The following is a 21,659-nucleotide window of genomic DNA, read 5'->3' on the forward strand; positions in this document are numbered from 1 at the left end:
GGTTGCGTGCGCGACTGAACCAAGCCTGTGCTATGAATGTGAAAGCTGGTTTCGATCCCGCCAGGGGTCGCAACTGTAACTGCGAGGAAGGAGGAAGCGGTGGCGCCCAGAAAACGTCCCATTGCGCGCGACGAACCGCTTCCCGATGCCGAAGTGCATTCGGAAGGGTTTCGCGCCACGCGTGAAGCGCGACGCGGCGCACTGGTGGAAGACTATGTCGAACTGATTGCCGACCTGATCGAGGATGGCAACGAGGCGCGGCAGGTGGACATTGCGGCAAGACTTGGCGTGGCGCAGCCGACGGTGGCCAAGATGCTGAGCCGCCTGTGCATGGATGGGCTGGTGTCGCGCAAGCCTTACCGCGGCGTTTTCCTGACCGAAGCGGGTCGCAGAATGGCGGAGGAAAGCCGCATCCGCCACCAGACGGTGGAAGCCTTCCTGCGCTCGCTGGGCGTGAGTGCCGAAACCGCGCGCATAGATGCCGAAGGCATCGAACATCATGTCAGCGCCGAGACGCTCGCCGCGTTCCGCCGTGCAATGGCTGCCGACTGACGCCGCCGGCTTTTTCCCGCTACTTCGGAAGTACGACTAATTCGGAACCGGCGGGCCAGCGCCGCGTTGACTGCGACGCCCGACATTCCGTGCGGGTGCCAGCGGAGGACGACGACATGGGTGCGCAAAAGGCCGTGACGGCAAAGGGCAAGGCAGCAGCCAAGGGGCTCAAGCAGGCGGCGGCGAAGGAAGAGCGCAAAGTGGAGGCTGCAACCGGCAAGGACCTGAAGAAGGGCGCCGAGCGCTTCGAGGAACGTTCGAAGAGTTCGGACGGCAAGAGCGCCGGCAGCAAGCAGCGCGGGTAAGCTGCGTTCGGTATCGCGTGGCTGGCGGCATGACGGCAAAGAATGGTCATGACTCGCCGCAACCATTGAGATATTTGTTGGAAAGTTCAACCGCAGCGACGACGCCCCCGCGGCCTGCGACCACCGATGCAATATCAGATGAGGGTTTGAGATGCTTTGGAGAGGCCGTCGTCAGAGTGACAATGTCGAGGATTCCCGCGGACAAGGCGGCGGCTTTGGGCGACCCGGCGGCGGACTGCGCGGCGGACCCGGCCAGTTTCGCATTCCGATAGGTGGGCGGGCCGGCGGCGGCGGACTTTCCACCATCGTCATCCTCGTCGTGCTGTTCTTCGCGCTCAAGGCCTGCGGCATCGATCCGATGCAGATTCTCGCCGGTGGCGGCCTTGGGCCCGAGGACGGCAGTGGACGCGTCACGCAATCCGATTCGGGGACCGACGCTCCGGCCAATGATGAGATGAAGCAGTTTGTCTCGACCGTGCTGGCCGAGACGGAAGACGTGTGGAACGGCATCTTCAAGGCCAATGGCCTGACCTATGAAGAGCCGACTCTCCACCTGTTCGATGGGCAGATCCGCTCGGCTTGCGGCTTCGCATCGTCGGCATCCGGGCCATTCTATTGTCCGAGCGACCGCAAGGTCTATCTCGACACATCGTTCTTCCGGCAGTTGTCGCAGCAGTTCGGTGCGTCGGGCGATTTTGCCGAGGCCTATGTGGTTGCGCACGAAGTTGGCCACCATGTGCAGAACATGATCGGGGTGCTGCCGAAGTTCAACCAGATGCGCCAGCAGATGAGCGAGGCGGACGCCAACCACATGTCGATGCAGGTCGAGTTGCAGGCGGACTGCTTTGCCGGCGTGTGGGGGCACTTCACCGCGCAGAAGGGCATTCTGGAACAGGGCGACCTGGAGGAGGCGTTGAACGCAGCCCAGCAGATCGGCGACGACACGCTGCAGAAGAAGACGCAAGGCTATGTGGTGCCGGAAAGCTTCAACCACGGCACCTCGCAGCAGCGCCAGACATGGTTCGCGCGCGGCTTCAAGAGCGGCAAGTTGTCGGATTGCGACACGTTCAACAATCCGATCTAGGATTCAGGTGATGGTGGTCTGCAAATAGCGACTTCCTGCGCTTCCGGTGCCCACGTATTTTTAGAGGGCACCGCGCTCCGGTTCTCGAAATCCCCAGTTTGGTCGCTTCGCGCCCATCTGTGATTCCGACGCATCCTGACCTGAACCTCGACTTAAAAGCCTCCGTTTTCATGCTGGCAAGTAATGTCAGCATGAAGATTTTTGATATGTTCCATTATTGTTCTGGTGGGGCAACTCCCGTATAAGGGCTGTTCGCTGGCGATGCGGCTCGACACAGGAACACGGCATGATTGACGCGGTTCATAAAAAGCGCGCGCTGGCGCTCGTTTTCACCACGCTTCTGCTCGACATCATCGGTTTCGGCATCATCATGCCGGTGCTGCCGGCCTATCTGCAGGAATTGTCGGGCGTCAGCATCAGCGATGCGGCGATAGAGGGCGGGTGGCTGTTCTTCGTCTATGCGGCGATGCAGTTCTTCTTCGCGCCGCTGATCGGCAATCTGAGCGACCGCTTCGGGCGGCGGCCGATCCTGCTCGCATCGGTGTTCACCTTCTCCATCGACAACCTGATCTGCGCGATCGCATGGTCGTATCCGATGCTGTTCATCGGGCGCGTGCTGGCCGGCATCAGCGGGGCGAGTTATTCGACCGCCTCGGCGCTGATCGCCGATGTCAGCGATGACGAGAACCGGGCGAAAAATTTCGGCCTGCTGGGCATCGCCTTCGGTGTCGGCTTCGTCATCGGGCCGGTGCTGGGCGGGCTGCTCGGCCAGTTCGGGCCGCGCGTGCCGTTCTATTTCGCGGCGGGACTTGCCTTCCTCAACTTCGTGGTCGGCTACTTCCTGCTACCGGAAACGCTCGACGAGAAGCATCGGCGCAAATTCGAATGGAAGCGGGCCAATCCGCTCGGCGCGCTGCAGCAGATGCGCAACTATCCCGGCATCGGGTGGATCGGGCTGGTGTTCTTCCTGATGACGCTTGGCCACATGATGTATCCGGCGGTGTGGGCGTTCGTCGGCACCTACCGCTACGGCTGGAGCGAACAGCAGATCGGCTTTTCGCTGGGCGCTTTCGGGCTATGCGGCGCAATCGTCATGGCAACGGTGCTGCCGCGCGCGATCCCGAGGCTGGGCGAATGGCGCACGGCTGCGATTGGGCTTGCCTTCACAGCGGCGAGCGCCTTCGGCTACGCTTTCGCCTGGCAGGGCTGGGTGGTCTATGCGGTGATCGTGGCGGGCTGCCTCGAAGCGCTGGCCGATCCGCCGCTGCGCAGCCTTGCCGCCGCCAAGGTGCCGCCGTCGGCGCAGGGCGAACTGCAGGGCGCGATGACGTCGATCTTCTCGATCACCTCGATCATCACGCCGATCCTCTATACGGCGATCTTTTCGTGGTTCACCGGGCCGAGCGCGCCGGTGGAGTTTGCCGGCGCACCTTACGTGGTGGGCGGTGTGTTCCTTGCGCTGGCGCTTCTGGTGTTCGTGACCAAGGTGGCGAAGCCGACGCCTAAGGAAATGGAGCAGATGCACGCCGAAGAAGCTGCCGCAGCGGGCGGACACTAGAAGGGCTGGGCGATGCCTTAAGCGCGCTCTGCCAATGCGGGCTGCCCCTGCCGTTCGCGGACCAGATTGGCGAAGCGGCGGAAGAGATAGTGCGAATCCTGCGGGCCGGGGGAGGCTTCGGGATGGTGCTGGACGGAGAAGACCGGGCGGCCGGTGAGCGCGATGCCGCAGTTCGAGCCGTCGAACAGCGAGACGTGGGTTTCCTCGACGCCAGCAGGCAGCGAATCTGCATCGACAGCAAAGCCGTGGTTCATCGACACGATCTCGACCTTGCCGGTGGTGTGGTCCTTGACCGGGTGGTTGGCGCCGTGGTGACCCTGGTGCATCTTCTCGGTCTTGCCGCCAAGCGCCAGCGCCAGCATCTGATGGCCGAGGCAGATGCCGAAGATCGGCAGGTCGGTATCGAGCAGGTCCTGGATAATCGGCACGGCATATTCGCCGGTGGCGGCGGGGTCGCCGGGGCCGTTGGAGAGGAAGATGCCGTCCGGCTGCATGGCAAGGATTTCTCTCGCCTCGGTCTTGGCCGGGACGACCGTTACCTTGGCGCCGAGACCGGCCAGGAGGCGCAGGATGTTGCGCTTCACGCCGTAATCGACGGCGACGACGTGCATGGTCGGCTCGGCCTGTGCGCCGTAGCCTTCGTTCCAGACCCACGGCGTCTCGTTCCAAACCGAGGATTGGCCGGAGGTGACTTCCTTGGCGAGATCGAGGCCGACGAGGCCTGACCACGCGGCGGCGCGGCGCTTCAAGTCATCAATGTCGAACTTGCCGTCGGGATGATGGGCGATGACGGCGTTGGCGAGGCCCTTTTCGCGGATGAGGGCGGTCAGTGCGCGGGTATCGATGCCCGAAAGTGCGACGATGCCGCGCCGCTTCAGCCACTCGTCGAGATGGCTGGCCGCACGGTAGTTCGACGGATTGGTGACGTCGGCCTTGAACACGGCGCCGACCGCGCCGGCGCGGGCAGCGGGGTGCAGGTCCTCGATGTCCTCGTCATTGGTGCCGATATTGCCGATGTGGGGGAAGGTGAAGGTGACGATCTGGCCGGCATAGGAGGGATCGGTGAGGATTTCCTGATAGCCGGTAAGGGCTGTGTTGAAGCAGACTTCCGCCACCGCATCGCCGGTTGCGCCAAGGCCGCGTCCCTCGATCACCGTTCCGTCGGCGAGAACGAGCAGGGCGGTCGGTTTTTCCGAAACCCAGGGGGCAGTCGAAGCCATGGCGGCGCTCCATCAAGTGGCTGCGGGCGAAAGCAATCTTTCGCGCAGCAAAAAACGCGCAGCGGCGATGCCGGCAGCCTCCACGCGTATTCAAAAGTGCGGTTGCAAGACCTTCACATAGGGGAAGGCGGGCGCAGGGTCAATCACTGCGTCCCGCCTTTGCCTTGCTTAATCGATGGCTGGAACTTCTGATCGCCGGCTTGGATTTTACTGGGTGATTTCAGGCTCGACGAGCCTGGCCAGATTGCGCAGCGATTCCTGCCAGCCGAGATAGCAGGCTTCGGCCGGGATGAGATCGGGTATTCCGGTCTGCTCGATGTTCAGCTCGGTGCCGCAGGAGACTTTCTTCAACTTCACCGTGACCTGCATTTCGCCGGGCAGGTTGGGATCGTCGAACTTGTCCGTATAGCGCAGGCGCTCGCCCGGAACGAGCTCGTGATATTCGCCGCCGAAGGAATGGCTGTCGCTGGTGGTGAAGTTGCGGAACGACATCCTAAACGTGCCGCCAACCTTCGGCTCGAGATGATGCACGGTGCAGGCAAAGCCGTTCGGCGGCAGCCACTTGGCAAGAGCATCCGCCTCGATGAAGGCGCGGTAGAGCTTTTCCGGCGTGGTCGCCAGGACACGGTGCAGGTGGACGGTGCTGGGCATGTCGTTCATCCTTGTTGTTGGTCTTCAACTGTCTTTCGCAATGGCCGGTTCCATCTTGCGGGCGATCAGGCGCCGCAAAACCCGTTCCAGCCCCAAGGACGGGCAGGCGTCGCCCGATCCGACAGGTTGTGCGATTTTCCGCAGAAGCCGCCTTCGCTCGCGGGCCGCATGACGCGTCGCCTACTTGAGATTCAATCCAGAATGCCATTTATCGGTGCCAGTTTTAAATCATGCACGCATAGTGAAGGACAATGGCCATGCGCGAACGGCTGAGCGAGGAAGTGAAGACCGCGATGAAGGGCGGCGACAAGGCGCGCCTTTCGACGCTGCGGCTGATGCAGGCTGCGATCAAGGACCGCGACATCGCCAATCGCGGGGCGGGCAAGGACGCCGCCAGTGACGACGAGATCGCGCAATTGCTGGCCAAGATGGTCAAGCAGCGCGAGGATTCGGCCAAGGCGTTCGACGATGGCAACCGGCCCGAACTCGCCGCCAAGGAGCGCGAGGAGATCGTGGTGATCCGCGATTTCATGCCGAAGCAGCTCGACCAAGCGGAAACGGAAGCCGCCATACGTGCCGCGATTGCCGAGACCGGCGCGGCAGGCGTCAAGGATATGGGCAAAGTCATGGCTGCCTTGCGCGAGAAATATGCCGGCCAGATGGATTTCGGCAAGGCAAGCGGGCTGATCAAGGGCTTGCTGGGGTAGGACGGAGCGCTTCTATCCCGACGTGAAACGCTCTAGCATCCTGCGATGACAGAGTTCGACCCGGAAGATGTCCTGTCCCGCCCTTTGATGGCGAACCTGGCCACGGTCAGCGTAGACGGCGCGCCGCGAAATGCGCCGGTATGGTTCATCTGGGAGGAGGAGGCCATCTGGCTTCTCGGCTCGTCTGACGGCAGCGCGGTGAAATGCCTCGAGCGCGAGCCGCGTTGCGCGGTGGAAATCGTCCATTTCGACAACGAAGCAGGCATTTTGCTGCATCTTGGATTGCGCGGCAGCGCCACCATCGAACCGATGGCTCCGGACCGTTTCCGGCGGCTGCTCAACAAGTATCTCGGTCCGGAAGCGGACTGGAACACGTGGTTCATCGACAATGTGGCCGAGATCGATCATCCGGATGGCCGCATGATCAGGCTTGCCCCGGCCAGCATCTTCACCAACAACGTATCGTTTTTCAGGACAGGCCCCGAGCTTGCATGGCCGCCGAAGCGGTGAATTTCTGACCATCGCCGCTGGCGCAAGCAATGGACCGGGCGTCGAAACGCCCGGTCGGCCAGCTGTTGGTTTCAAGCCGGAAGGCGCTTGTCGTAGTCCTTCTTGAGACGGGCCCAGCCATCCCAGAACGGCTGCGGTTCCTCGCCTCTCGCCCGGGCGACCAGAATATCCAGATGCATGTGCCAGCCGGCGCTGACGTTGAGCAGGATGGACCGGTCGGGAATACGGTGGTGGATGAGGGTGAGCAGGACTTCCTTGCCTTGCTCCTTCAATTCGAAGGTGACGCCGCCAGTGCTGCCCCAGGTGATTGCCAGTTTATGGGGCGGGTCGAGTTCGGTGATCTGGCACTGCATGCGGTGGTCTTCAGGGAAGTTCGGCGGACGCTGGCCGGGTGGGTTTGTCAGTTCATCGTTGCGCCAGACGAAATCGACCGTGGAGCCGACCTTCATTTTCATTTCGCCCGAGGCCAGCCATTTGCGGCGCAGCTCGCTTTCGGTGAGGTAGGCCCAGATGCGCTCGATCGGGCCGGGCAAAAGGCGTTCGATCGTCAATGTGGCAGGCTCGGTGAGCACGCCATAGGAGCCTGTTGTTGCGAGGTCGTTCATCGGTCGTCTCCTTTCTTTTCGTCTTTGGTGGTGGAAGGGGATTTGAGCGCATCTTCCTGTCGCAGCAGGTCTTCCAATGCGTCGAGGCGGCCGATCCAGAAGCGCTGGTAGTGGCTCAGCCATTCATGCGCGCTGGCGAGGGGGCCGGGTTCGAGGCGGCAGAAATGGGTGCGACCACGCACTTGCCGACGGATCAGTCCGGCATTTTCCAGCGCCTTGATGTGCTTGGAAGCGGCGGCGAGGGAAATGGAGAATGGTTCCGCCAACTGGCTGACCGTGCGTTCGCCGGAGGCGAGATCGCCCAGCATGCGCCGGCGCGTGGCGTCGCCAAGGGCGTGGAAGATGGAGTCGAGTTGGGGCGTAAATAATTCAACCATGTGGTTGAATATCTACCTGTAAAAAATAAAAGTCAACCGTTTGGTTGAATATTTTCTGAGACGGGAATGAAGTGCTGGCGTTCGGGCCGTGTGTTCCTCGGCCCGAACGTGCGCGGGCTGCTCAGAACACCAGCGAGCGGTGGGCCGCAACACCGGCTGTGATACCGTCGGCGCTGGCCCAGGTGACGCTGTGGGCGCCGCGTGTGATGTCGCCGGCGGCGAAGACGCCGGGAACGCTGGTTTCCTGCATTGAACTGGTGCGGATGATGGTGCCGGCGGGGTTGGTGTCCATGGCGCAGCCGAGTTGCGCTGCGATGTCGCTGTTCAAATGGTTCTGCGGAGCGACATAGAGTGCGTCGATGGCGGGACGCCTGCCGTCGGACAGCTCGATGGCGGAAAGGTTTGTCCCTTCTCCGTGCAGGGCTGCCACGCCGGTGGGCTCAATAGCGACGTTGCGGTTTTCCAGTTCGGCAAGCGTGGCGCTGTCGGGCAGGGGAGCGCCGTTGAGATAAAGGGTCGCCGGTCCCCATTCGGCAATCAGCATCGCTTGATGCAGCGACTTCTCCGAGGAATACAGTACACCGAGGCGTTGGCCGCTGAATTCATAGCCGTGGCAATAGGGGCAATGGATGACGGTTTTGCCCCACCGCTCCGCGATACCCGGAACATCGGGCAGTTCGTCCGCGATGCCGAAAGCGAGGATCAGCTTGCGGCCTTCGAGAGTTTCGCCGGTCGTCAGTTCAATCGAGAAACCGTCGGGCTGCTGGACGGCCTTCGTGGCCTTCGTGTTGATGAAAGTGGTTGTCGGGTAGGCCCCGACCTGCGAACGCGCGGTGGCGAGCATGGCATTTGGGTTGCTGCCATCCTGCGCCAGGAAGCCGTGCGAGTGGGCCGCGAAGCGGTTACGCGGTGTGCCGGTGTCGACAATGGCGACGGAGCGGCGCGCCCGGGCGAGATAGGTTGCAGCGGAAAGGCCGGCGAAGCTGCCGCCAATGACGATTGCGTCATGAAGCATGAATGGTCTCCAGATCTTGGGGGGTGCCGCCTCGGGCGAGCATGCGGCGGTGAAAATCTGCGCTGAGAGCGGCGAGCGTGACCTCGCCGAAGCGGGCAAGGAGGAAGGCTTCGGCATCCTCGAAAGCCTTGCCGAGCGCGGCGTTGACGGATTGCTCGACGAGACAGCCGGGCGCTTCGGTGCGGTTGCCCATGGCAAGCAGCGAGGGATTGCCGAGAGCGTGGTAGATGTCGCGCAAGCTTATCTTCGACAGGTCGCAGGCAATGGACCAGCCGCCGCCGTGGCCTTTTTCGGACTGGACATAACCTTGGTCGCGCAGGCCGGCCATGATGCGGCGGATGACGACCGGGTTTGTGGTCATCGCCTTGGCCAGTGTCTCCGAGGTGACGGGATGGCGGTGTTCGGCCATGTGCAAGAGGACATGGAGCACACCGGAAAGTCTGCTATCTCGTTTCATGTAACTTCATATGTTTCGTGAGTGTGCGAGTTTCAAGATCGCGGCTGAAGTTTTTCTGAAATTGTGATTTGCGTGACGGGAGGATGCTCAACGATCCGGTGCTGGCGCACGTTGGCCTGTGGGATCGGGCGGGGTATCGGCAAGGCTGCGGTTTTGTGCAAAACTGGCCGGGTTGGTGGTGAGCCTGGGGGAGGCCAAGAGCGTGATCAGGCTTGTCGACCGGCTCTTCGCCATCCTGCTCCTGATCGCCGCGCTGCTTTGCTTCCATCGTCTCTATCTGGCATTGGCCGGTGAAGGCGTCGGCGGGACTGCCCTTGCCGGGGACGGCAGTCTGTCGGCGGTTCGCATTGCCGTGTTCCTGGTGGGCGGGCTTGCTTGCGTCGTTGGCGCGTGGCGGCTGTGGAATCTGGATGCGGATAGCGGCGAAGCAACCGCTGCTGCGCCGCTGTTCGGCAGGGACGCCGTGGCTCGCCCCGAACGATCGACCTGGGCGCGCCGCCTGCTCTACGCCTTGCCGCTCATCGCCTTTGTCGCGATCCTCGCGGACCAATCCACTCAGGGGCCTATTCCCGATGGCGGCACGGACGTGGTGGGCGATGGCAGCACCGCCGCGCCTGACGCCGCTGTGCCGGCGCCCGTGCAAACTGAGCAGGCCGCACCAGAAGTGGTTGCGCCGGTGGAAAAGCAGGCAGAAGAAGCGTGGCCGCAGTTTTCGCCTGCGCCTGATCTCGCCCAGCCGCCGCGCATCGCCGCGGAACCTCGACTGTTCAACAGCCCGAGCCGCCGCAGACGACCGCGCCCTTGCCAAAGGCCGAGCCGCCGCCGCCCGAACAGGCTGAGGGCCACCACGATGCGGTTGTGTGGCTGGCAGTCTCGCCGGATCGCCATTTCCTGATGAGCGCCAGCACCGACCGCACGATCAAGCTTTGGAACCTGGACGGAAAGCGACTGGCCAAGACGCTTGGCGTTCACAAGGACATGGCGCGCACGGCGCTGTTCCTGCCAGACGGCAAGCGCGCGCTGACCGCTGGCGACGACGGCGAGATCGTGCTGCGGTCCATCGAGGATGGTGCGGTGCTGCACGTGTTTTCGGCCGGCGAGAATGGCGGCGCGAACAAGCTGGCGCTTTCGCCGGACGGAAAACGCGCCGTCAGCGGGCACGACACTGGAACGGTGATCGTGTGGGACATCGATGCGGGCAAGGTGTTGCACGTGCTTTCAGGGCATTCGTGGTCGATTTCGTCGGTAGCGATTTCACCTGATGGGACAAAGGCCGTCAGCGGCAGCATCGACGGCATGCTCAACCTTTGGGATATCGGCGAAGGCCGGCTGATACGGACGTGGCAAGGGCATGAGCGCGGCACCTATGGCGCGGCGTTCACGGCTGACGGCAGCAAGCTGGTGACGGGCAGCGGCGACTACACAATCAAGCTTTGGGACGTGGCCTCCGGTGAGCAACTGCGCCAGTTCAACGGGCATTCGGGAACGGTCTACGCGCTGGTGTTGTCCGAGGACGGCAAGCGCATCCTGAGTTGCTCGTTGGATGGCACCGCGCGGATCTGGGACATGGAGACCGGCCGCGAGGTGGTGCAGTTCGTTGGCAGGGCATCGCTCTATTCGGTGGCCTTTGCGCCGGACGGCTCGGTGCTGACTGGCGGCAAGGATCGCTCGATCCGGACGTGGCCCGCAAGCGGCGGCACCTCGACGGTCCTGTTCGCCGGCGCGCGCGACTAAGCTCTCTATTCGGCGGGTGCAGGCAAGGGCGGCGTCTGGTTGCGTTGGCGCTCAACTATGTAGGAAGCTGCGGCAACCGCGACGGCGACCAGCATGGCGATGGTGCCGAGCAGGGGTAGGGCGCGGTAGCCGTAACCGGCGTTGAGAACGGCGGCGCCCAGGGACGCCGCAATGGCGATGCCGATGTTGAAACCGGACGGGATAAGCGATGAGGCCAGGCCGGATGCATCTGCCGTCCACGACAGGATGCGGGTCTGGATCGGTGTGCCGATGGCAAAGTTAAGGCCGCCCCAAACGGTGATCGCCGCGATCATCGGCAACGGATAGGGGCTGGCCGTGTAGATGACGGCGAGCATGAGCGCCTGCATGGCGAGCAGTGTGATCAGGGAGGGCATCAGCTTCCAGTCGGCGAGACGTCCCCCGAGAAAGACGCCGATGGTTGCACCGACACCGTTGAGGAGAAGCACCCACGGAACCCAGGCCTCGCTCAATCCGGTGACTTCCTGCAACATGGGCGCGATGTAGGTGAAGGGTCCGAACTGGCCGATCATCAGCATCAGCATGATGATGAGCGAGGTCCAGACCTGCTGACGCCCTAGCGCGCGAACTTCATGAATGAGGCCGGGCTTTTGGGCGGCGGCTCCGGTCGTCGCAGGCACGAGGGCGGCGATGGCGGCAATGGCAACGACGCCGAGCCCGCCCATGACCCAGAAGGTGGCGCGCCAACCCCAGATGTTGCCGATGGCGGTTCCCGCCGGAACGCCGATGACGTTGGAGACGGTGAGGCCGGCGAGGATAAGCGCGACGGCCATGCCGCGCTGGTCTTCCCGCACCAGCCCCGCGGCCACGACCATGGCGACGCCGAAATAGGCACCGTGCCCAACGGCAATGGCGACGCGCAGCGCCAGCATGGAGGTAAAGTCGGGGGCAAGAGCGCAGGCGACCTGGCCGAGCGTGAACAGGATCGTCAGGCACAAAAGCAGGGTCTTGCGCGACAGCCTGTGCGTGGCGAGCGTGAGCAATGGCCCGCCGAGGGCGATGCCGAGCGCATAACCGGAGACCAGGTAGCCTGCTGCCGGAATCGATACATCGAGGCCCTGCGCGACCTGCGGCAGCACGCCGGCGATGACGAATTCGGTGGTTCCGAACGCGAAGGCCGCGATGAACAGGGCAATCAGCGGTAGCGGCATGACAGGCTCCAGGGAGCCGCCTCAAACCACGGATGCCCGAGGGGGGCAATCCGAAAATTCTTCACGCAGGATCAGATTTCTTGGGCCGAGGGTCAGCTTGCCTTGAGCCGCGATCCGGAAAGCAGGCCGTGTTCTTCCAGCACAGGATAGGCCATCGAAGCGAGCAGCGAATTGATCTGCTTGAGGTCGCGGATGGTGTCGAGGTGGATCGAGCTGGTTTCGATCGACTTCGGGGTGCCGTCGCGCAAGCGCAGGAAATGCTTCTGGCTGGTTTCCTTCTCGAAGTCGCGCAGGCGGTCCTTCTCCAGTACGAGCTGGCGCGCCGTCTCCGCATCACGCGAGACGAGGACGTTGAAGGACAGGCGGGCGTTGGCGAGGACCGAAGCGTGGAAGGCGCAGAGTTCCTGCCAGCCTTCCGGCGTGAATTCCAGGCCCTGCGCCAGTTTCTTCTGCACGTGCACAAGCATGTTGCGCACGATGATGTCGCCGACCTGCTCCAGCTTGACGCAGGCGCCGATGAGTTCCTGACAACGAAGGGCCTGATCTTCCGCCAGCGAATTCTTGGTGAGCTTGGCGAGATAGATCTTGATGGCCGCATGGCGGGCGTCGACGCGGTCGTCGAGGGCGGCGAGTGCCTTGATCTTGTCTTCGTCGGCGTTTTCGTAAAGCTCGATGATGCGCTTCAGCATGATCTCGACCGTCTCGCACACGCGCACCACTTCGCGGGTGGCATTGCCGAGCGCCTGGGTGGGATTGGACAGCGCCGCCTCGTTCAACGCCGACAGTTCCGCAACCTGCAAGGCATCTGCGGGCTCGGGCTTGGCGCCGAGCGCGACGATCTTTTCGGAAGCCTTATAGACCAGACCCGCCAGCGGAAGGCCGGCGAGCAGGATGATGACGTTGAACAGGATGTGCGCGTTGACGATCTGATCGGAAGCCGTTGCGCCGAGGAAGGCAACGTCAGGGCGGAAGCTCATGACGAGGATGAGCATGATGACGGAACCGACGCCGCGCATCAAAAGGTTGCCGACCGGCACCACGCGGACGCCGGACTCGGCGTTGCGGGTGAGCATGGGAGCGATGACCGAGGAGCCGAGGTTGACGCCAAGAACCAGCACGACGCCGAGTTCGGGCGTGATCAGGCCGCGCCCCGCCAAGGTGGCCATCAAGAGGACAGATGCGATGCTTGACTGGAACAGCCAGGTGATCAGCGCGGCGAGCAGATAGGCCGTGACCGAATCGCCGGAGAAGTAATTGATGATGATTGGCATCAGCGCGCTTTCGCGCAGCGGCTCGGAAGCTTGGCCGATCATTTCCAGTGACAGGATGAGCAGGCCGATACCGACGAGGATGCGGCCGATCTGGCGCCAGTCGCGGCGTTCCGTGGCCATGAACATGAAGGTGCCGGCGATGAGGCAGAGCGGCACGAGCAGCGTGAGATCATAGGTGAGCAGCTTGGCGACCAGAGCCGAGCCGATCTCGGCACCGCGCACGGCAAGCTGGCCGGCAAGGCCGGAGACGATGCCGGCACCTGCAAACGAGCCGACCAGAAGAGTGACGGCGGTGGAGCTTTGCAAGGCGATGGCGAGCGCCGTGCCGGCCAGCACCGCCATGATGGGGTTGCGCATGGTGGCGCGCAATTTGTGGCGCAGCACGTCGCCATAGGCGCGTTCGACGCCGGTCTTGACCAGCCGGGTGGCGAATAGCATGAGCGCGACGGCACCGGCCAGATGGATGAGAACGACCGAGCCGCTCATGCCTGCATGTTCCTCGACGAGGATGGCAGGGCAGGGAGTGCGCGGACCAATGCTGAATGCCGCGACGGAAAGGTCGCGGACGTTGTGGAGGCAAGGGTGCGAATCAGGTTCATGGGCTGGCTCATAGCATAGCGCTCGACATTAGCCGGATAATAAATTTTGTCCATCGTCCGCGCGTGTTTGCGCGACCAATGTGGTCGCGTGGAGGCAAGGGCGTGGTTTGCGATGTTTGTGGCACGTTGTGTCTGTGACGTTGATGCAGGGGGGGGTCTGCAACGAATCCGAACTCTCTGATAAGCATTGGATTTCATTACATATTTGTAATGCGCTTATTCAGTTTCGGTTCATGCGGCGGCTTCTATTCCTCACTGCGTTGTCAATCGAGGAGTGCCTCCCATGAAACGTATCATCCTCTCCGTTCTCGCTTTTTCCATGCTTGCCGCGACGTCGCTGCAAGGCCAGGCAGCGCCCATCAACATGCCGGCCCAGCCGCAGGGCAACTACGCCCAGGTCGACTGGAAAAAGCCTGCCCACCGCTACGATGAGCGCCGTGTCGAAAAGCGGGTCATCATCAAGAAGCAGAAGGTGGTGAAGCGCCACGACTGGAAGCGCGGCCAGCGCTACGGCGAATGGCGCCGTCACCAGCCGGTGCGCGACTATCACCGCTACGGCTTGAAGCGGCCGGGCCACGGCCAGGAATGGATCAGGGTCGGCAACGACTACCTGCTGGTCGGCATTGCTTCAGGCATCATCGCCGGCATGATCGTGGCCCGGTAAGGACTATCTTTTTCGATGCGGCAAGGGCGGCCGGTGCGGCCGCCCTTTTTATTTTCGCCTGTGAACAACGGGCATGGGCTGGATCGGGAGTCGTCTTGGCCGATGCAGATGGCTATATGAAGTTAAAAGAGCCATTTCCCGATGCGTTTTTCGCCCTCATTCCTCGACGAGATCCGTGACCGCGTGCCGATTTCATCGGTTATCGGCGCGCGCGTTTCATGGGATCGCAAGAAGACGAATGCCAGCCGGGGCGATTACTGGGCCTGCTGCCCGTTCCATGGCGAGAAGTCGCCGTCCTTCCATTGCGAGGACAAGAAGGGGCGCTACCACTGTTTCGGCTGCGGAGTGACGGGCGACCATTTCCGCTTCCTCACCGAACTCGACGGCTTGAGCTTTCCGGAAGCGGTCGAGCGCATCGCCGATCTGGCCGGGGTGCCGATGCCGGCGCGCGACGAGCAGGAGGAGCAGCGCGAGCAGCAACGCGCCAGCCTGACCGATGTCATGGAGATGGCGACTGCCTTCTTTCAGGACCGGCTGCATGGCAGCGATGGGGCAAAGGCGCGCGCCTATCTGCGCGACCGGGGCCTGACCCCGGTCACCCAGCAGTCGTTCCGGCTGGGCTACGCACCGGACAGCCGCAATGCGCTGAAGGAGTATCTTGCCGCCAAGGGCGTCACCAAAGAGCAGATGGAAGCGTGCGGGCTTACGGTTTTCGAGGGTGTGGCGGTTTCCTATGACCGTTTTCGCGACCGCATCATGTTTCCGATCCCAGATTCCCGCGGACGGATCATCGCATTCGGCGGGCGGGCCATGTCATCGGACGTCCCGGCCAAATACCTGAATTCGCCCGAGACCGAACTCTTCCACAAGGGCAATGTGCTTTACAACTTCGCCCGCGCCCGCAAGGCGCTCGGGAAGGCCGGAACGGTAATTGCGGTCGAAGGCTACATGGACGTGATCGCACTGGCGCAGGCCGGTTTCGAGAACGTCGTGGCGCCGCTCGGCACTGCGCTGACCGAAAACCAGATGGAGTTGTTGTGGCGCATGAACGGCGAACCCGTGCTGTGCTTCGACGGCGACGGAGCCGGCCTGAAGGCGGCGTGGCGGGCGGCCGACCTGGTGCTGCCGTCGATCCAAGCTGGCAGGACAGCGCGGTTTGCGCTTCTGCCGGAAGGCAAGGACCCGGACGACCTGGTCAAGGCCGACGGGCCGGACGCGTTCCGCGCCGTGCTGGACGAAGCGCGGCCACTGGCCGATCTCTTGTGGATGCGCGAGACGGCAGGCGGCGTGTTCGAGACGCCGGAGCGGCGGGCGGAACTGGAAAAGACGCTTCGGGACCTGACCAACCGCATCCGCGACGAGAGTGTGCGCTTCCATTACAATCAGGAGATGCGCGAAAGGGTGCAGAGCTTCTTCGGCACGCAGCGCAACAGGCCGCCGCGCACCGGGGAACGTCGCGGACAAGGCGGAAATTACGGCGCGCCGGGGGGCGGCCAATGGTCGCGCGGTGGTGCCGGAGGGCGCAGCGCGATCAGCGAAAGCCTTGGACGCTCGGCCCTGCTCAAGCGCGGCGGCGAGGTGATGTCGGTGCGCGAGGCCACGATCATGGTCGCGCTGATCAATCATCCGGCGCTGATCGACGAGAATTTCGAGTATGTGGAGTTCCTCGACCTTGCAAACAGCGACTTGCGCAAGCTTCACGCCGCCTTGCTGGATGCGCTTGCGCACGATCTCGCCAACGAGCGCAACGCGGTGGTCGAAGCGATCGGGCGGGCCGGCTGCGCGGACATCTGGGAACGCGCGGTCGGGCTTATCAAACGCACGAGGCAATGGCCGGCACTGGAAAGCGCCGCACTTGAGGATGCACGCGACGCCTTCAGCCAGGCGCTCCACTTGCACCGCAGCGCGCGAACTCTACATAAGGAGCTGAAGCAGGCCGAAGCTGCGCTGGCTACCGATCCCACGGATGAAAACTACCGGCGACTGGTCGAAATCCAGGCGCAATTCAGGGACGTGCAGGCAACGGAGGCGCTGATCGAGGGATTTGGTGTTTCGTCGGGACGAGTCGGGCGTGTTTAGCCTCTACGAGGCATATACAGGCATTTGATTCGCTTTTTTGACGCGAATCATGCGACAGGCGCTTGACCTCAAGGCAGAATGACGGAATCAGGTCGATTCGAAAACTTTAACCCACTGGCGTCGACGAAAAAAGCGCAGATGCGAGGGTACCGGTCACTGGACGGATGGAAAACCGACCACAGATATCAGGGTTAATCCAGACTTAACGAGACATGCGGCAACTGTGATGGTGGGGCGCATCGTTCCTGACGAACGCCCATGACATTACCCGGTTCGATAGCTTGCCCGGCTTACCAGTAAAGCCGCTTGGAGACATAAAAAGAATGGCGACAAAGGAAAAGGAAGAGGTCGAGACCGAGCGCGAAGGCACAACCGATGGCCCCTTGCTCGACCTTTCCGACGATGCTGTCAAGAAGATGATCAAGGTCGCGAAGAAGCGCGGCTATGTGACCATGGACGAGCTGAACGCGGTGCTGCCGTCCGAGGAAGTGACTTCCGAACAGATCGAAGACACGATGGCGATGCTTTCCGACATGGGCATCAATGTCGTGGAAGATGACGAGCAGGGCGAGGAAGCCGAGGGCGAAGGCCAGGCCGACGCCGAAGAAGACGCCAACGAGCTTGCCGAGCAGACCGGCACGGCGGTGGCTGCCGTCGCCAAGAAGGAGCCGACCGACCGAACCGACGACCCGGTGCGCATGTACCTGCGCGAGATGGGCTCGGTGGAGCTTCTGTCGCGTGAAGGCGAAATCGCCATTGCCAAGCGCATTGAGGCTGGCCGCGAAACGATGATCGCCGGCCTGTGCGAGAGCCCGCTGACTTTCCAGGCCATCATCATCTGGCGCGACGAACTCAACGAAGCCAAGATCCTGCTGCGCGAAATCATCGACCTCGAAGCGACGTATGCCGGCCCCGAGGCCAAGCAGGCGCCGATCGTCGAGCGCGTTGAGGAAGACGCGAAGCCCAAGACCGACGAGAAGCCGCGCCGCGCTTCGCGCGAAGACGAAGACGACATCACCAATGTCGGCGGCGATACGCGCGGGCTGGAAGAAGACGAGGAAGACGAGGACGAGGCGAACCTTTCGCTGGCGGCCATGGAAGCCGAGCTTCGGCCGCAGGTGATGGAGACGCTCGACGTCATCGCCGACACCTACAAGAAGCTGCGCAAGCTGCAGGACCAGCAGGTGGAAAACCGCCTGGCGGCTGCCGGCACGCTGTCGCCCAGCCAGGACCGCCGCCTGAAGGAGCTGAAAGACCAGCTCATCAAGGCGGTGAAGTCGCTTTCTCTCAACCAGGCACGTATCGAATCGCTGGTCGAGCAGCTTTACGACATCAACAAGCGGCTGGTGCAGAACGAAGGCAAGCTTTTGCGCCTGGCCGAAAGCTACGGCGTGCGCCGCGAGGAATTCCTGCGCGAATACCAGGGCTCGGAACTCGACCCCAACTGGACGCGCTCGATCGCCAACCTGACTTCGCGCGGGTGGAAGGAATTCACCAAGAACGAGAAGGACACGATCAGGGACCTTCGCGCCGAGATCCAGAACCTTGCGACGGAAACCGCGATTTCGATCCTCGAATTCCGCAAGATCGTCAATCAGGTTCAGAAGGGCGAACGCGAAGCGGCCATCGCCAAAAAGGAGATGGTGGAGGCGAACCTACGTCTCGTCATCTCCATCGCCAAGAAGTACACGAACCGTGGGTTGCAGTTCCTCGACCTGATCCAGGAAGGCAATATCGGCCTGATGAAGGCGGTCGACAAGTTCGAGTACCGCCGTGGCTACAAGTTCTCGACCTATGCGACATGGTGGATCCGGCAGGCGATCACCCGCTCGATCGCCGACCAGGCGCGCACCATCCGCATTCCGGTGCACATGATCGAGACGATCAACAAGATCGTGCGTACCTCGCGCCAGATGCTGCACGAGATCGGCCGCGAGCCGACGCCTGAGGAATTGGCGGAAAAGCTCGCCATGCCGCTGGAAAAGGTGCGCAAGGTGCTGAAGATCGCCAAGGAGCCGATCTCGCTCGAAACGCCGGTGGGCGACGAGGAGGATTCGCACCTCGGCGATTTCATCGAGGACAAGATGGCGATCCTGCCGATCGACGCGGCGATCCAGGCCAATCTGCGCGAGACGACGACGCGGGTGTTGGCTTCGCTGACGCCGCGCGAAGAGCGCGTGCTCAGAATGCGCTTTGGCATCGGCATGAACACCGACCACACGCTGGAGGAAGTCGGCCAGCAGTTTTCGGTGACGCGCGAACGTATCCGCCAGATCGAAGCCAAGGCGCTGCGCAAGCTCAAGCATCCGAGCCGTTCGCGCAAGCTAAGGAGCTTCCTCGACAGTTGATCGGCTATTGATCGCATTCAATAAAAAGCCCGGCTTGTGCCGGGCTTTTTGCGTTTTGAGCCGCAGTGCGGGCAAGGCAAGGTTCACCAAAGAGATGTAGCCGCCGCATCCGGCGGTTGTGGCGCGACGGCTCGCCCAGGTTCATAATTGCGATTGGGGGGCGGTTATTCCCGGCACCGGAAACGTGCTGCCTGCACGGCAAGGTGGCGGTAGGGAGGTGAACCGTGACCACTTACATCATGCTTCTGAACTGGACTGATCAAGGTGTGAAGACAGTGCGTGACTCACCCAAGCGGCTGGATGCGGCCAGGAAGGCCCTTGCCGACATGGGCGGTTCTTTCAAGGAATTCTACATGACCATGGGCGAGTACGACATGGTGGCGGTGTGCGAGGCGCCCGACGATGCCGTCGCCGCGCGTTTTGCGCTGCAGATCGGCGCTGCCGGAAATATCCGCTCGCGCACACTGAAGGCGTTTCCCGAAAATGCCTATCGAGAGGTGATTGCCTCGCTCGGCTGATGCCAAGGCGGCGCGCCGCGAACCGGCGCGTCGCCTTTCTGTCCATATGGGGCGGTGCCTGAGGCACATTGCAATTCAGGACCCCAAAGGCCAGCATGGCTTGAAGATGAAATTTGCAGGATTGCCATGCTCACTCTGTTTTATGCTCCCCGGACCTGTGCCCTTGCTTCCCATATCGCGCTGGAGGAGGCCGGTGCCGACTACCAGCTGAACCGTCTCGATTTTTCCAGAATGCAACAGCAATCGGCCGAATATCTTGCCCTGAACCCGAAAGGCCGGGTGCCGGCATTGGCAACCGAACGGGGTGTTTTGACGGAGACGCCGGCGATCCTTGCCTTTGTCGCGCAGACGCATCCCAAGGCAAAGCTTGCGCCGCTGGACGATGCCTTCGCCTTTGCCGGACTTCAGGCCTTCAACAGCTATCTGTGCTCGACCGTACACGTCGCACACGCCCACAAGATGCGCGGGAGCCGATGGGCAGATGACGAGGCTGCATTCGAATCGATGCGGCGCAAGGTGCCGCAATCGGTTGGCGCCTGTTTCGATCTCATCGAGAACGGAATGCTGAAAGGACCGTGGGTGATGGGGGAAGCATATACGATTGCCGACCCTTACCTGTTCACCATCGCGCAATGGCTCGAGGGCGACGGGGTCGATACTGGACGCCTGCCTCGTGTGATGGATCATCGCAAGCGCATGATGGACAGGCCCGCGGTGGCGAAGGCGGTCGCACAGGAGACCGCCGCCTGATATCGCCTCGGGGCGGTTTGCCTAAGGGCTCGCCGAGGTTATAGAGGGTAGGTAGACGGGAGGCCAAGCAATGTCATTCTTGAAGAAGCTGTTCGGTGGTGGCGGTGAATCCACCGAGGCTCCGGCGGACGCCAAGCCCGTCAAACAGGTCGAACACAACGGCTTCACGATCAGCGCCACGCCCTACAAGTCGGAAGGCCAGTACCAGACCTGCGGCGTCATCACCAAGGTGATCGACGGCGAGACGAAGGAACACCGCTTCATTCGTGCCGACCGCTTTCCGGGCCTGGACGATGCGGCGGACATCTCCATCCGCAAGGGCGTGCAACTGGTCAACGAACAGGGCGATCGCATTTTCGGCTGAGGCTGCGGGCTACTAAGAAAACAGGCCATCGATGATCGCGGCAAGCGCCGTGTTCAGGTCTGCCGGCTGGCCGCCGGCCTCGACCGCGAGCGCCGCCCGGTCGAACGCGGACGAGAGCAGCGCGGTCAGGGCATCGAGCGGCAGCTTTTTCATGCCGTTCTCGCTCATCGCAATGGCCAGCCCTTCGCGCAGCGTGCGGGCGCCGTGTTTCCCATCGATCTCGTCCATGACGGCGCGGCTGAGTACGGCGGGACCATCGAGCAACAGAAGCCGGGTACGGCCGGGTACCGACATGGCGGTGAGGAAAGCACGCCCGCCTTCCAGCAAGGCGTCGCGGGCGCTCAAGGACCGCGGGGCAGCGGCCTCTATTTCTCGTGCTACTTCGGCGGCTTCCTGCTCCACCACTGCGCGGAACAAGGCCTGCTTGTCGGCGAAGTGGTGATAGAGCGCGCCGCGGGTGACGCCCGCCGCTACAGCGATGTCCGGCGTGGCGGTTTCCGCATAGGATTTTTCGATGAAAAGCTTGCGCGCTGCCGAGAGCAGGGCGGTGCGGGTGGTTTCTGTGCGCTCGCGGTTGGAGCGGCGCGGCATTTCCTGTTGCATACATACAGCCTGTATGTTAATTACTATAAACATACAGACTGTATGTTAAATGTAGGAAAGAGGAAAGCGATGAAAACGACCAGCTATTATCCGGTGATCATGACGCATGACGTGGGCGGCACAGCGGCTTTCTACACCAGCCATCTGCGTTTCAAGCCGCTGTTTGAAAGCGATTGGTACGTGCATCTGCAATCGACAGAGGATGAGAGCGTCAATCTCGGCATCGTTGGCGCCGATCACGAGACAATTCCCGAACAGGCGCGCGGCAAGGCATCGCAAGGCTTGCTTATCAATTTCGAAGTCGAGGACCCGGACGCCGTGCATGAGCGTATCGTCGCAGCAGGCCTGCCGATCCTGCGCAGCCTGAGGGACGAGGCATTCGGCCAGCGCCATTTCATCTTCGCCGACCCGAATGGTGTGCTGATCGACGTGATAAAGCCGATCCAGCCATCGGCCGAGTTTCTGGAACAATATGCGGACGGCGCTGCAGCTTTGTGA

At 62.4% G+C, this 21,659-nt stretch carries 24 protein-coding genes; 15 read left to right on the plus strand and 9 right to left on the minus strand.

Annotated features, from left to right (window positions below):
* Nucleotides 1-99: 99 nt before the first annotated feature.
* From mntR to ASD50_RS04975, 4 genes are all read left to right on the plus strand, one after another.
* Nucleotides 100-552, plus strand: coding sequence for a manganese-binding transcriptional regulator MntR (gene mntR, locus ASD50_RS04960; RefSeq protein ID WP_056236888.1), 453 nt, complete (start codon nt 100-102; stop codon nt 550-552).
* A 116-nt stretch (nt 553-668) separates the two neighbouring features.
* Nucleotides 669-857, plus strand: a complete 189-nt coding sequence (locus tag ASD50_RS04965) for a hypothetical protein (protein ID WP_056236890.1) — start codon at nt 669-671, stop codon at nt 855-857.
* Between the two features lie 151 nt (nt 858-1,008).
* Nucleotides 1,009-1,941 (plus strand): neutral zinc metallopeptidase, encoded by a 933-nt coding sequence (locus tag ASD50_RS04970; RefSeq protein WP_056236892.1) that lies wholly within the window; start codon nt 1,009-1,011, stop codon nt 1,939-1,941.
* Between the two features lie 286 nt (nt 1,942-2,227).
* Nucleotides 2,228-3,499 carry a TCR/Tet family MFS transporter gene (locus tag ASD50_RS04975; RefSeq protein WP_056236895.1) on the plus strand — a complete coding sequence of 424 codons (1,272 nt, stop codon included), beginning with the start codon at nt 2,228-2,230 and terminating at the stop codon, nt 3,497-3,499.
* Nucleotides 3,500-3,516: 17 nt separating this feature from the next.
* Here ASD50_RS04975 and carA read toward each other — a convergent pair whose 3' ends face one another.
* Entirely contained in the window at nt 3,517-4,719 is a 1,203-nt protein-coding gene (gene carA / locus ASD50_RS04980) for a glutamine-hydrolyzing carbamoyl-phosphate synthase small subunit (protein ID WP_056236898.1), read from the minus strand.
* Nucleotides 4,720-4,926: 207 nt separating this feature from the next.
* Nucleotides 4,927-5,370 carry an SRPBCC family protein gene (locus ASD50_RS04985; protein WP_056237023.1) on the minus strand — a complete coding sequence of 148 codons (444 nt, stop codon included), beginning with the start codon at nt 5,368-5,370 and terminating at the stop codon, nt 4,927-4,929.
* A 257-nt stretch (nt 5,371-5,627) separates the two neighbouring features.
* Here ASD50_RS04985 and ASD50_RS04990 point away from each other — a divergent pair, with 257 nt between their 5' ends.
* Together ASD50_RS04990 and ASD50_RS04995 are read left to right on the plus strand one after the other, a co-directional pair.
* Nucleotides 5,628-6,077, plus strand: a complete 450-nt coding sequence (locus ASD50_RS04990) for a GatB/YqeY domain-containing protein (protein ID WP_056237025.1) — start codon at nt 5,628-5,630, stop codon at nt 6,075-6,077.
* Between the two features lie 45 nt (nt 6,078-6,122).
* Nucleotides 6,123-6,587 (plus strand): pyridoxamine 5'-phosphate oxidase family protein, encoded by a 465-nt coding sequence (locus ASD50_RS04995; RefSeq protein WP_056236900.1) that lies wholly within the window; start codon nt 6,123-6,125, stop codon nt 6,585-6,587.
* Between the two features lie 71 nt (nt 6,588-6,658).
* Here the strand turns inward: ASD50_RS04995 and ASD50_RS05000 are convergent, their stop codons facing one another.
* The 4 genes from ASD50_RS05000 to ASD50_RS05015 all read right to left on the minus strand — a co-directional run bounded on the left by ASD50_RS05000 (nt 6,659) and on the right by ASD50_RS05015 (nt 9,041).
* A complete protein-coding gene (locus ASD50_RS05000; RefSeq protein WP_056236903.1) occupies nt 6,659-7,192 on the minus strand; it encodes an SRPBCC family protein in 534 nt (177 codons plus the stop codon).
* Nucleotides 7,189-7,569 (minus strand): ArsR/SmtB family transcription factor, encoded by a 381-nt coding sequence (locus ASD50_RS05005; RefSeq protein ID WP_056236906.1) that lies wholly within the window; start codon nt 7,567-7,569, stop codon nt 7,189-7,191. Before ASD50_RS05005 ends, ASD50_RS05000 begins: the two co-directional genes overlap by 4 nt.
* Before the next feature lie 121 nt (nt 7,570-7,690).
* On the minus strand, nt 7,691-8,584 hold the full coding sequence (locus ASD50_RS05010; protein WP_056236908.1) for an NAD(P)/FAD-dependent oxidoreductase: 894 nt from the start codon (nt 8,582-8,584) through the stop codon (nt 7,691-7,693).
* A complete protein-coding gene (locus ASD50_RS05015) occupies nt 8,574-9,041 on the minus strand; it encodes an Rrf2 family transcriptional regulator (protein WP_056236910.1) in 468 nt (155 codons plus the stop codon). The genes ASD50_RS05010 and ASD50_RS05015 overlap by 11 nt, the downstream gene beginning before the upstream one ends.
* Before the next feature lie 202 nt (nt 9,042-9,243).
* Between ASD50_RS05015 and ASD50_RS23760 the strand changes: the two genes are divergently transcribed.
* Together ASD50_RS23760 and ASD50_RS23765 are read left to right on the plus strand one after the other, a co-directional pair.
* The gene (locus tag ASD50_RS23760) at nt 9,244-9,936 is read left to right on the plus strand and encodes a hypothetical protein (protein WP_244484435.1); all 693 of its coding nucleotides are present in this window, start codon (nt 9,244-9,246) and stop codon (nt 9,934-9,936) included.
* On the plus strand, nt 9,843-10,775 hold the full coding sequence (locus ASD50_RS23765; RefSeq protein WP_244484436.1) for a WD40 repeat domain-containing protein: 933 nt from the start codon (nt 9,843-9,845) through the stop codon (nt 10,773-10,775). Before ASD50_RS23760 ends, ASD50_RS23765 begins: the two co-directional genes overlap by 94 nt.
* Before the next feature lie 5 nt (nt 10,776-10,780).
* Here the strand turns inward: ASD50_RS23765 and ASD50_RS05025 are convergent, their stop codons facing one another.
* Complete coding sequence (locus tag ASD50_RS05025) at nt 10,781-11,965, minus strand: MFS transporter (RefSeq protein WP_056236912.1); 1,185 nt, start codon at nt 11,963-11,965, stop codon at nt 10,781-10,783.
* 92 nt (nt 11,966-12,057) lie between these two features.
* Nucleotides 12,058-13,722 (minus strand): Na/Pi cotransporter family protein, encoded by a 1,665-nt coding sequence (locus ASD50_RS05030; protein ID WP_056236915.1) that lies wholly within the window; start codon nt 13,720-13,722, stop codon nt 12,058-12,060.
* A 396-nt stretch (nt 13,723-14,118) separates the two neighbouring features.
* Between ASD50_RS05030 and ASD50_RS05035 the strand changes: the two genes are divergently transcribed.
* From ASD50_RS05035 to ASD50_RS05060, 6 genes are all read left to right on the plus strand, one after another.
* Complete coding sequence (locus tag ASD50_RS05035; protein ID WP_056236917.1) at nt 14,119-14,499, plus strand: RcnB family protein; 381 nt, start codon at nt 14,119-14,121, stop codon at nt 14,497-14,499.
* 141 nt (nt 14,500-14,640) lie between these two features.
* The gene (gene dnaG / locus ASD50_RS05040; protein ID WP_056236919.1) at nt 14,641-16,578 is read left to right on the plus strand and encodes a DNA primase; all 1,938 of its coding nucleotides are present in this window, start codon (nt 14,641-14,643) and stop codon (nt 16,576-16,578) included.
* 323 nt (nt 16,579-16,901) lie between these two features.
* The gene (gene rpoD, locus ASD50_RS05045; RefSeq protein ID WP_056236921.1) at nt 16,902-18,926 is read left to right on the plus strand and encodes an RNA polymerase sigma factor RpoD; all 2,025 of its coding nucleotides are present in this window, start codon (nt 16,902-16,904) and stop codon (nt 18,924-18,926) included.
* A gap of 224 nt (nt 18,927-19,150) precedes the next feature.
* A complete protein-coding gene (locus ASD50_RS05050; protein ID WP_056236923.1) occupies nt 19,151-19,444 on the plus strand; it encodes a GYD domain-containing protein in 294 nt (97 codons plus the stop codon).
* 126 nt (nt 19,445-19,570) lie between these two features.
* The gene (locus ASD50_RS05055; RefSeq protein ID WP_056236926.1) at nt 19,571-20,194 is read left to right on the plus strand and encodes a glutathione S-transferase family protein; all 624 of its coding nucleotides are present in this window, start codon (nt 19,571-19,573) and stop codon (nt 20,192-20,194) included.
* 70 nt (nt 20,195-20,264) lie between these two features.
* Complete coding sequence (locus ASD50_RS05060) at nt 20,265-20,558, plus strand: HlyU family transcriptional regulator (protein ID WP_056236928.1); 294 nt, start codon at nt 20,265-20,267, stop codon at nt 20,556-20,558.
* 12 nt (nt 20,559-20,570) lie between these two features.
* On the opposite strand, the gene ASD50_RS05065 is transcribed toward ASD50_RS05060, so the two are convergent.
* Complete coding sequence (locus ASD50_RS05065; protein WP_056236930.1) at nt 20,571-21,161, minus strand: TetR/AcrR family transcriptional regulator; 591 nt, start codon at nt 21,159-21,161, stop codon at nt 20,571-20,573.
* Nucleotides 21,162-21,230: 69 nt separating this feature from the next.
* Here ASD50_RS05065 and ASD50_RS05070 point away from each other — a divergent pair, with 69 nt between their 5' ends.
* Nucleotides 21,231-21,659 carry a VOC family protein gene (locus tag ASD50_RS05070; RefSeq protein WP_056236932.1) on the plus strand — a complete coding sequence of 143 codons (429 nt, stop codon included), beginning with the start codon at nt 21,231-21,233 and terminating at the stop codon, nt 21,657-21,659.

This window comes from Mesorhizobium sp. Root552 (assembly GCF_001427285.1).
Classification (GTDB): Bacteria; Pseudomonadota; Alphaproteobacteria; order Rhizobiales; family Rhizobiaceae; genus Mesorhizobium.

Coding starts and splice junctions, on each gene's coding strand:
- ASD50_RS05000 (WP_056236903.1), bottom strand. CDS start 7,192: ATGAACGACCTCGCAACAACAGGCTCCTATGGCGTGCTCACCGAGCCT.
- ASD50_RS05065 (WP_056236930.1), bottom strand. CDS start 21,161: ATGCAACAGGAAATGCCGCGCCGCTCCAACCGCGAGCGCACAGAAACC.
- ASD50_RS04990 (WP_056237025.1), top strand. CDS start 5,628: ATGCGCGAACGGCTGAGCGAGGAAGTGAAGACCGCGATGAAGGGCGGC.
- ASD50_RS04970 (WP_056236892.1), top strand. CDS start 1,009: ATGCTTTGGAGAGGCCGTCGTCAGAGTGACAATGTCGAGGATTCCCGC.
- ASD50_RS05010 (WP_056236908.1), bottom strand. CDS start 8,584: ATGCTTCATGACGCAATCGTCATTGGCGGCAGCTTCGCCGGCCTTTCC.
- dnaG (WP_056236919.1), top strand. CDS start 14,641: ATGCGTTTTTCGCCCTCATTCCTCGACGAGATCCGTGACCGCGTGCCG.
- ASD50_RS05070 (WP_056236932.1), top strand. CDS start 21,231: ATGAAAACGACCAGCTATTATCCGGTGATCATGACGCATGACGTGGGC.
- ASD50_RS05060 (WP_056236928.1), top strand. CDS start 20,265: ATGTCATTCTTGAAGAAGCTGTTCGGTGGTGGCGGTGAATCCACCGAG.
- ASD50_RS05015 (WP_056236910.1), bottom strand. CDS start 9,041: ATGAAACGAGATAGCAGACTTTCCGGTGTGCTCCATGTCCTCTTGCAC.
- rpoD (WP_056236921.1), top strand. CDS start 16,902: ATGGCGACAAAGGAAAAGGAAGAGGTCGAGACCGAGCGCGAAGGCACA.
- ASD50_RS04995 (WP_056236900.1), top strand. CDS start 6,123: ATGACAGAGTTCGACCCGGAAGATGTCCTGTCCCGCCCTTTGATGGCG.
- ASD50_RS05025 (WP_056236912.1), bottom strand. CDS start 11,965: ATGCCGCTACCGCTGATTGCCCTGTTCATCGCGGCCTTCGCGTTCGGA.
- ASD50_RS05035 (WP_056236917.1), top strand. CDS start 14,119: ATGAAACGTATCATCCTCTCCGTTCTCGCTTTTTCCATGCTTGCCGCG.
- ASD50_RS04985 (WP_056237023.1), bottom strand. CDS start 5,370: ATGCCCAGCACCGTCCACCTGCACCGTGTCCTGGCGACCACGCCGGAA.
- ASD50_RS05005 (WP_056236906.1), bottom strand. CDS start 7,569: ATGGTTGAATTATTTACGCCCCAACTCGACTCCATCTTCCACGCCCTT.
- carA (WP_056236898.1), bottom strand. CDS start 4,719: ATGGCTTCGACTGCCCCCTGGGTTTCGGAAAAACCGACCGCCCTGCTC.
- ASD50_RS04975 (WP_056236895.1), top strand. CDS start 2,228: ATGATTGACGCGGTTCATAAAAAGCGCGCGCTGGCGCTCGTTTTCACC.
- ASD50_RS04965 (WP_056236890.1), top strand. CDS start 669: ATGGGTGCGCAAAAGGCCGTGACGGCAAAGGGCAAGGCAGCAGCCAAG.
- ASD50_RS05055 (WP_056236926.1), top strand. CDS start 19,571: ATGCTCACTCTGTTTTATGCTCCCCGGACCTGTGCCCTTGCTTCCCAT.
- ASD50_RS05030 (WP_056236915.1), bottom strand. CDS start 13,722: ATGAGCGGCTCGGTCGTTCTCATCCATCTGGCCGGTGCCGTCGCGCTC.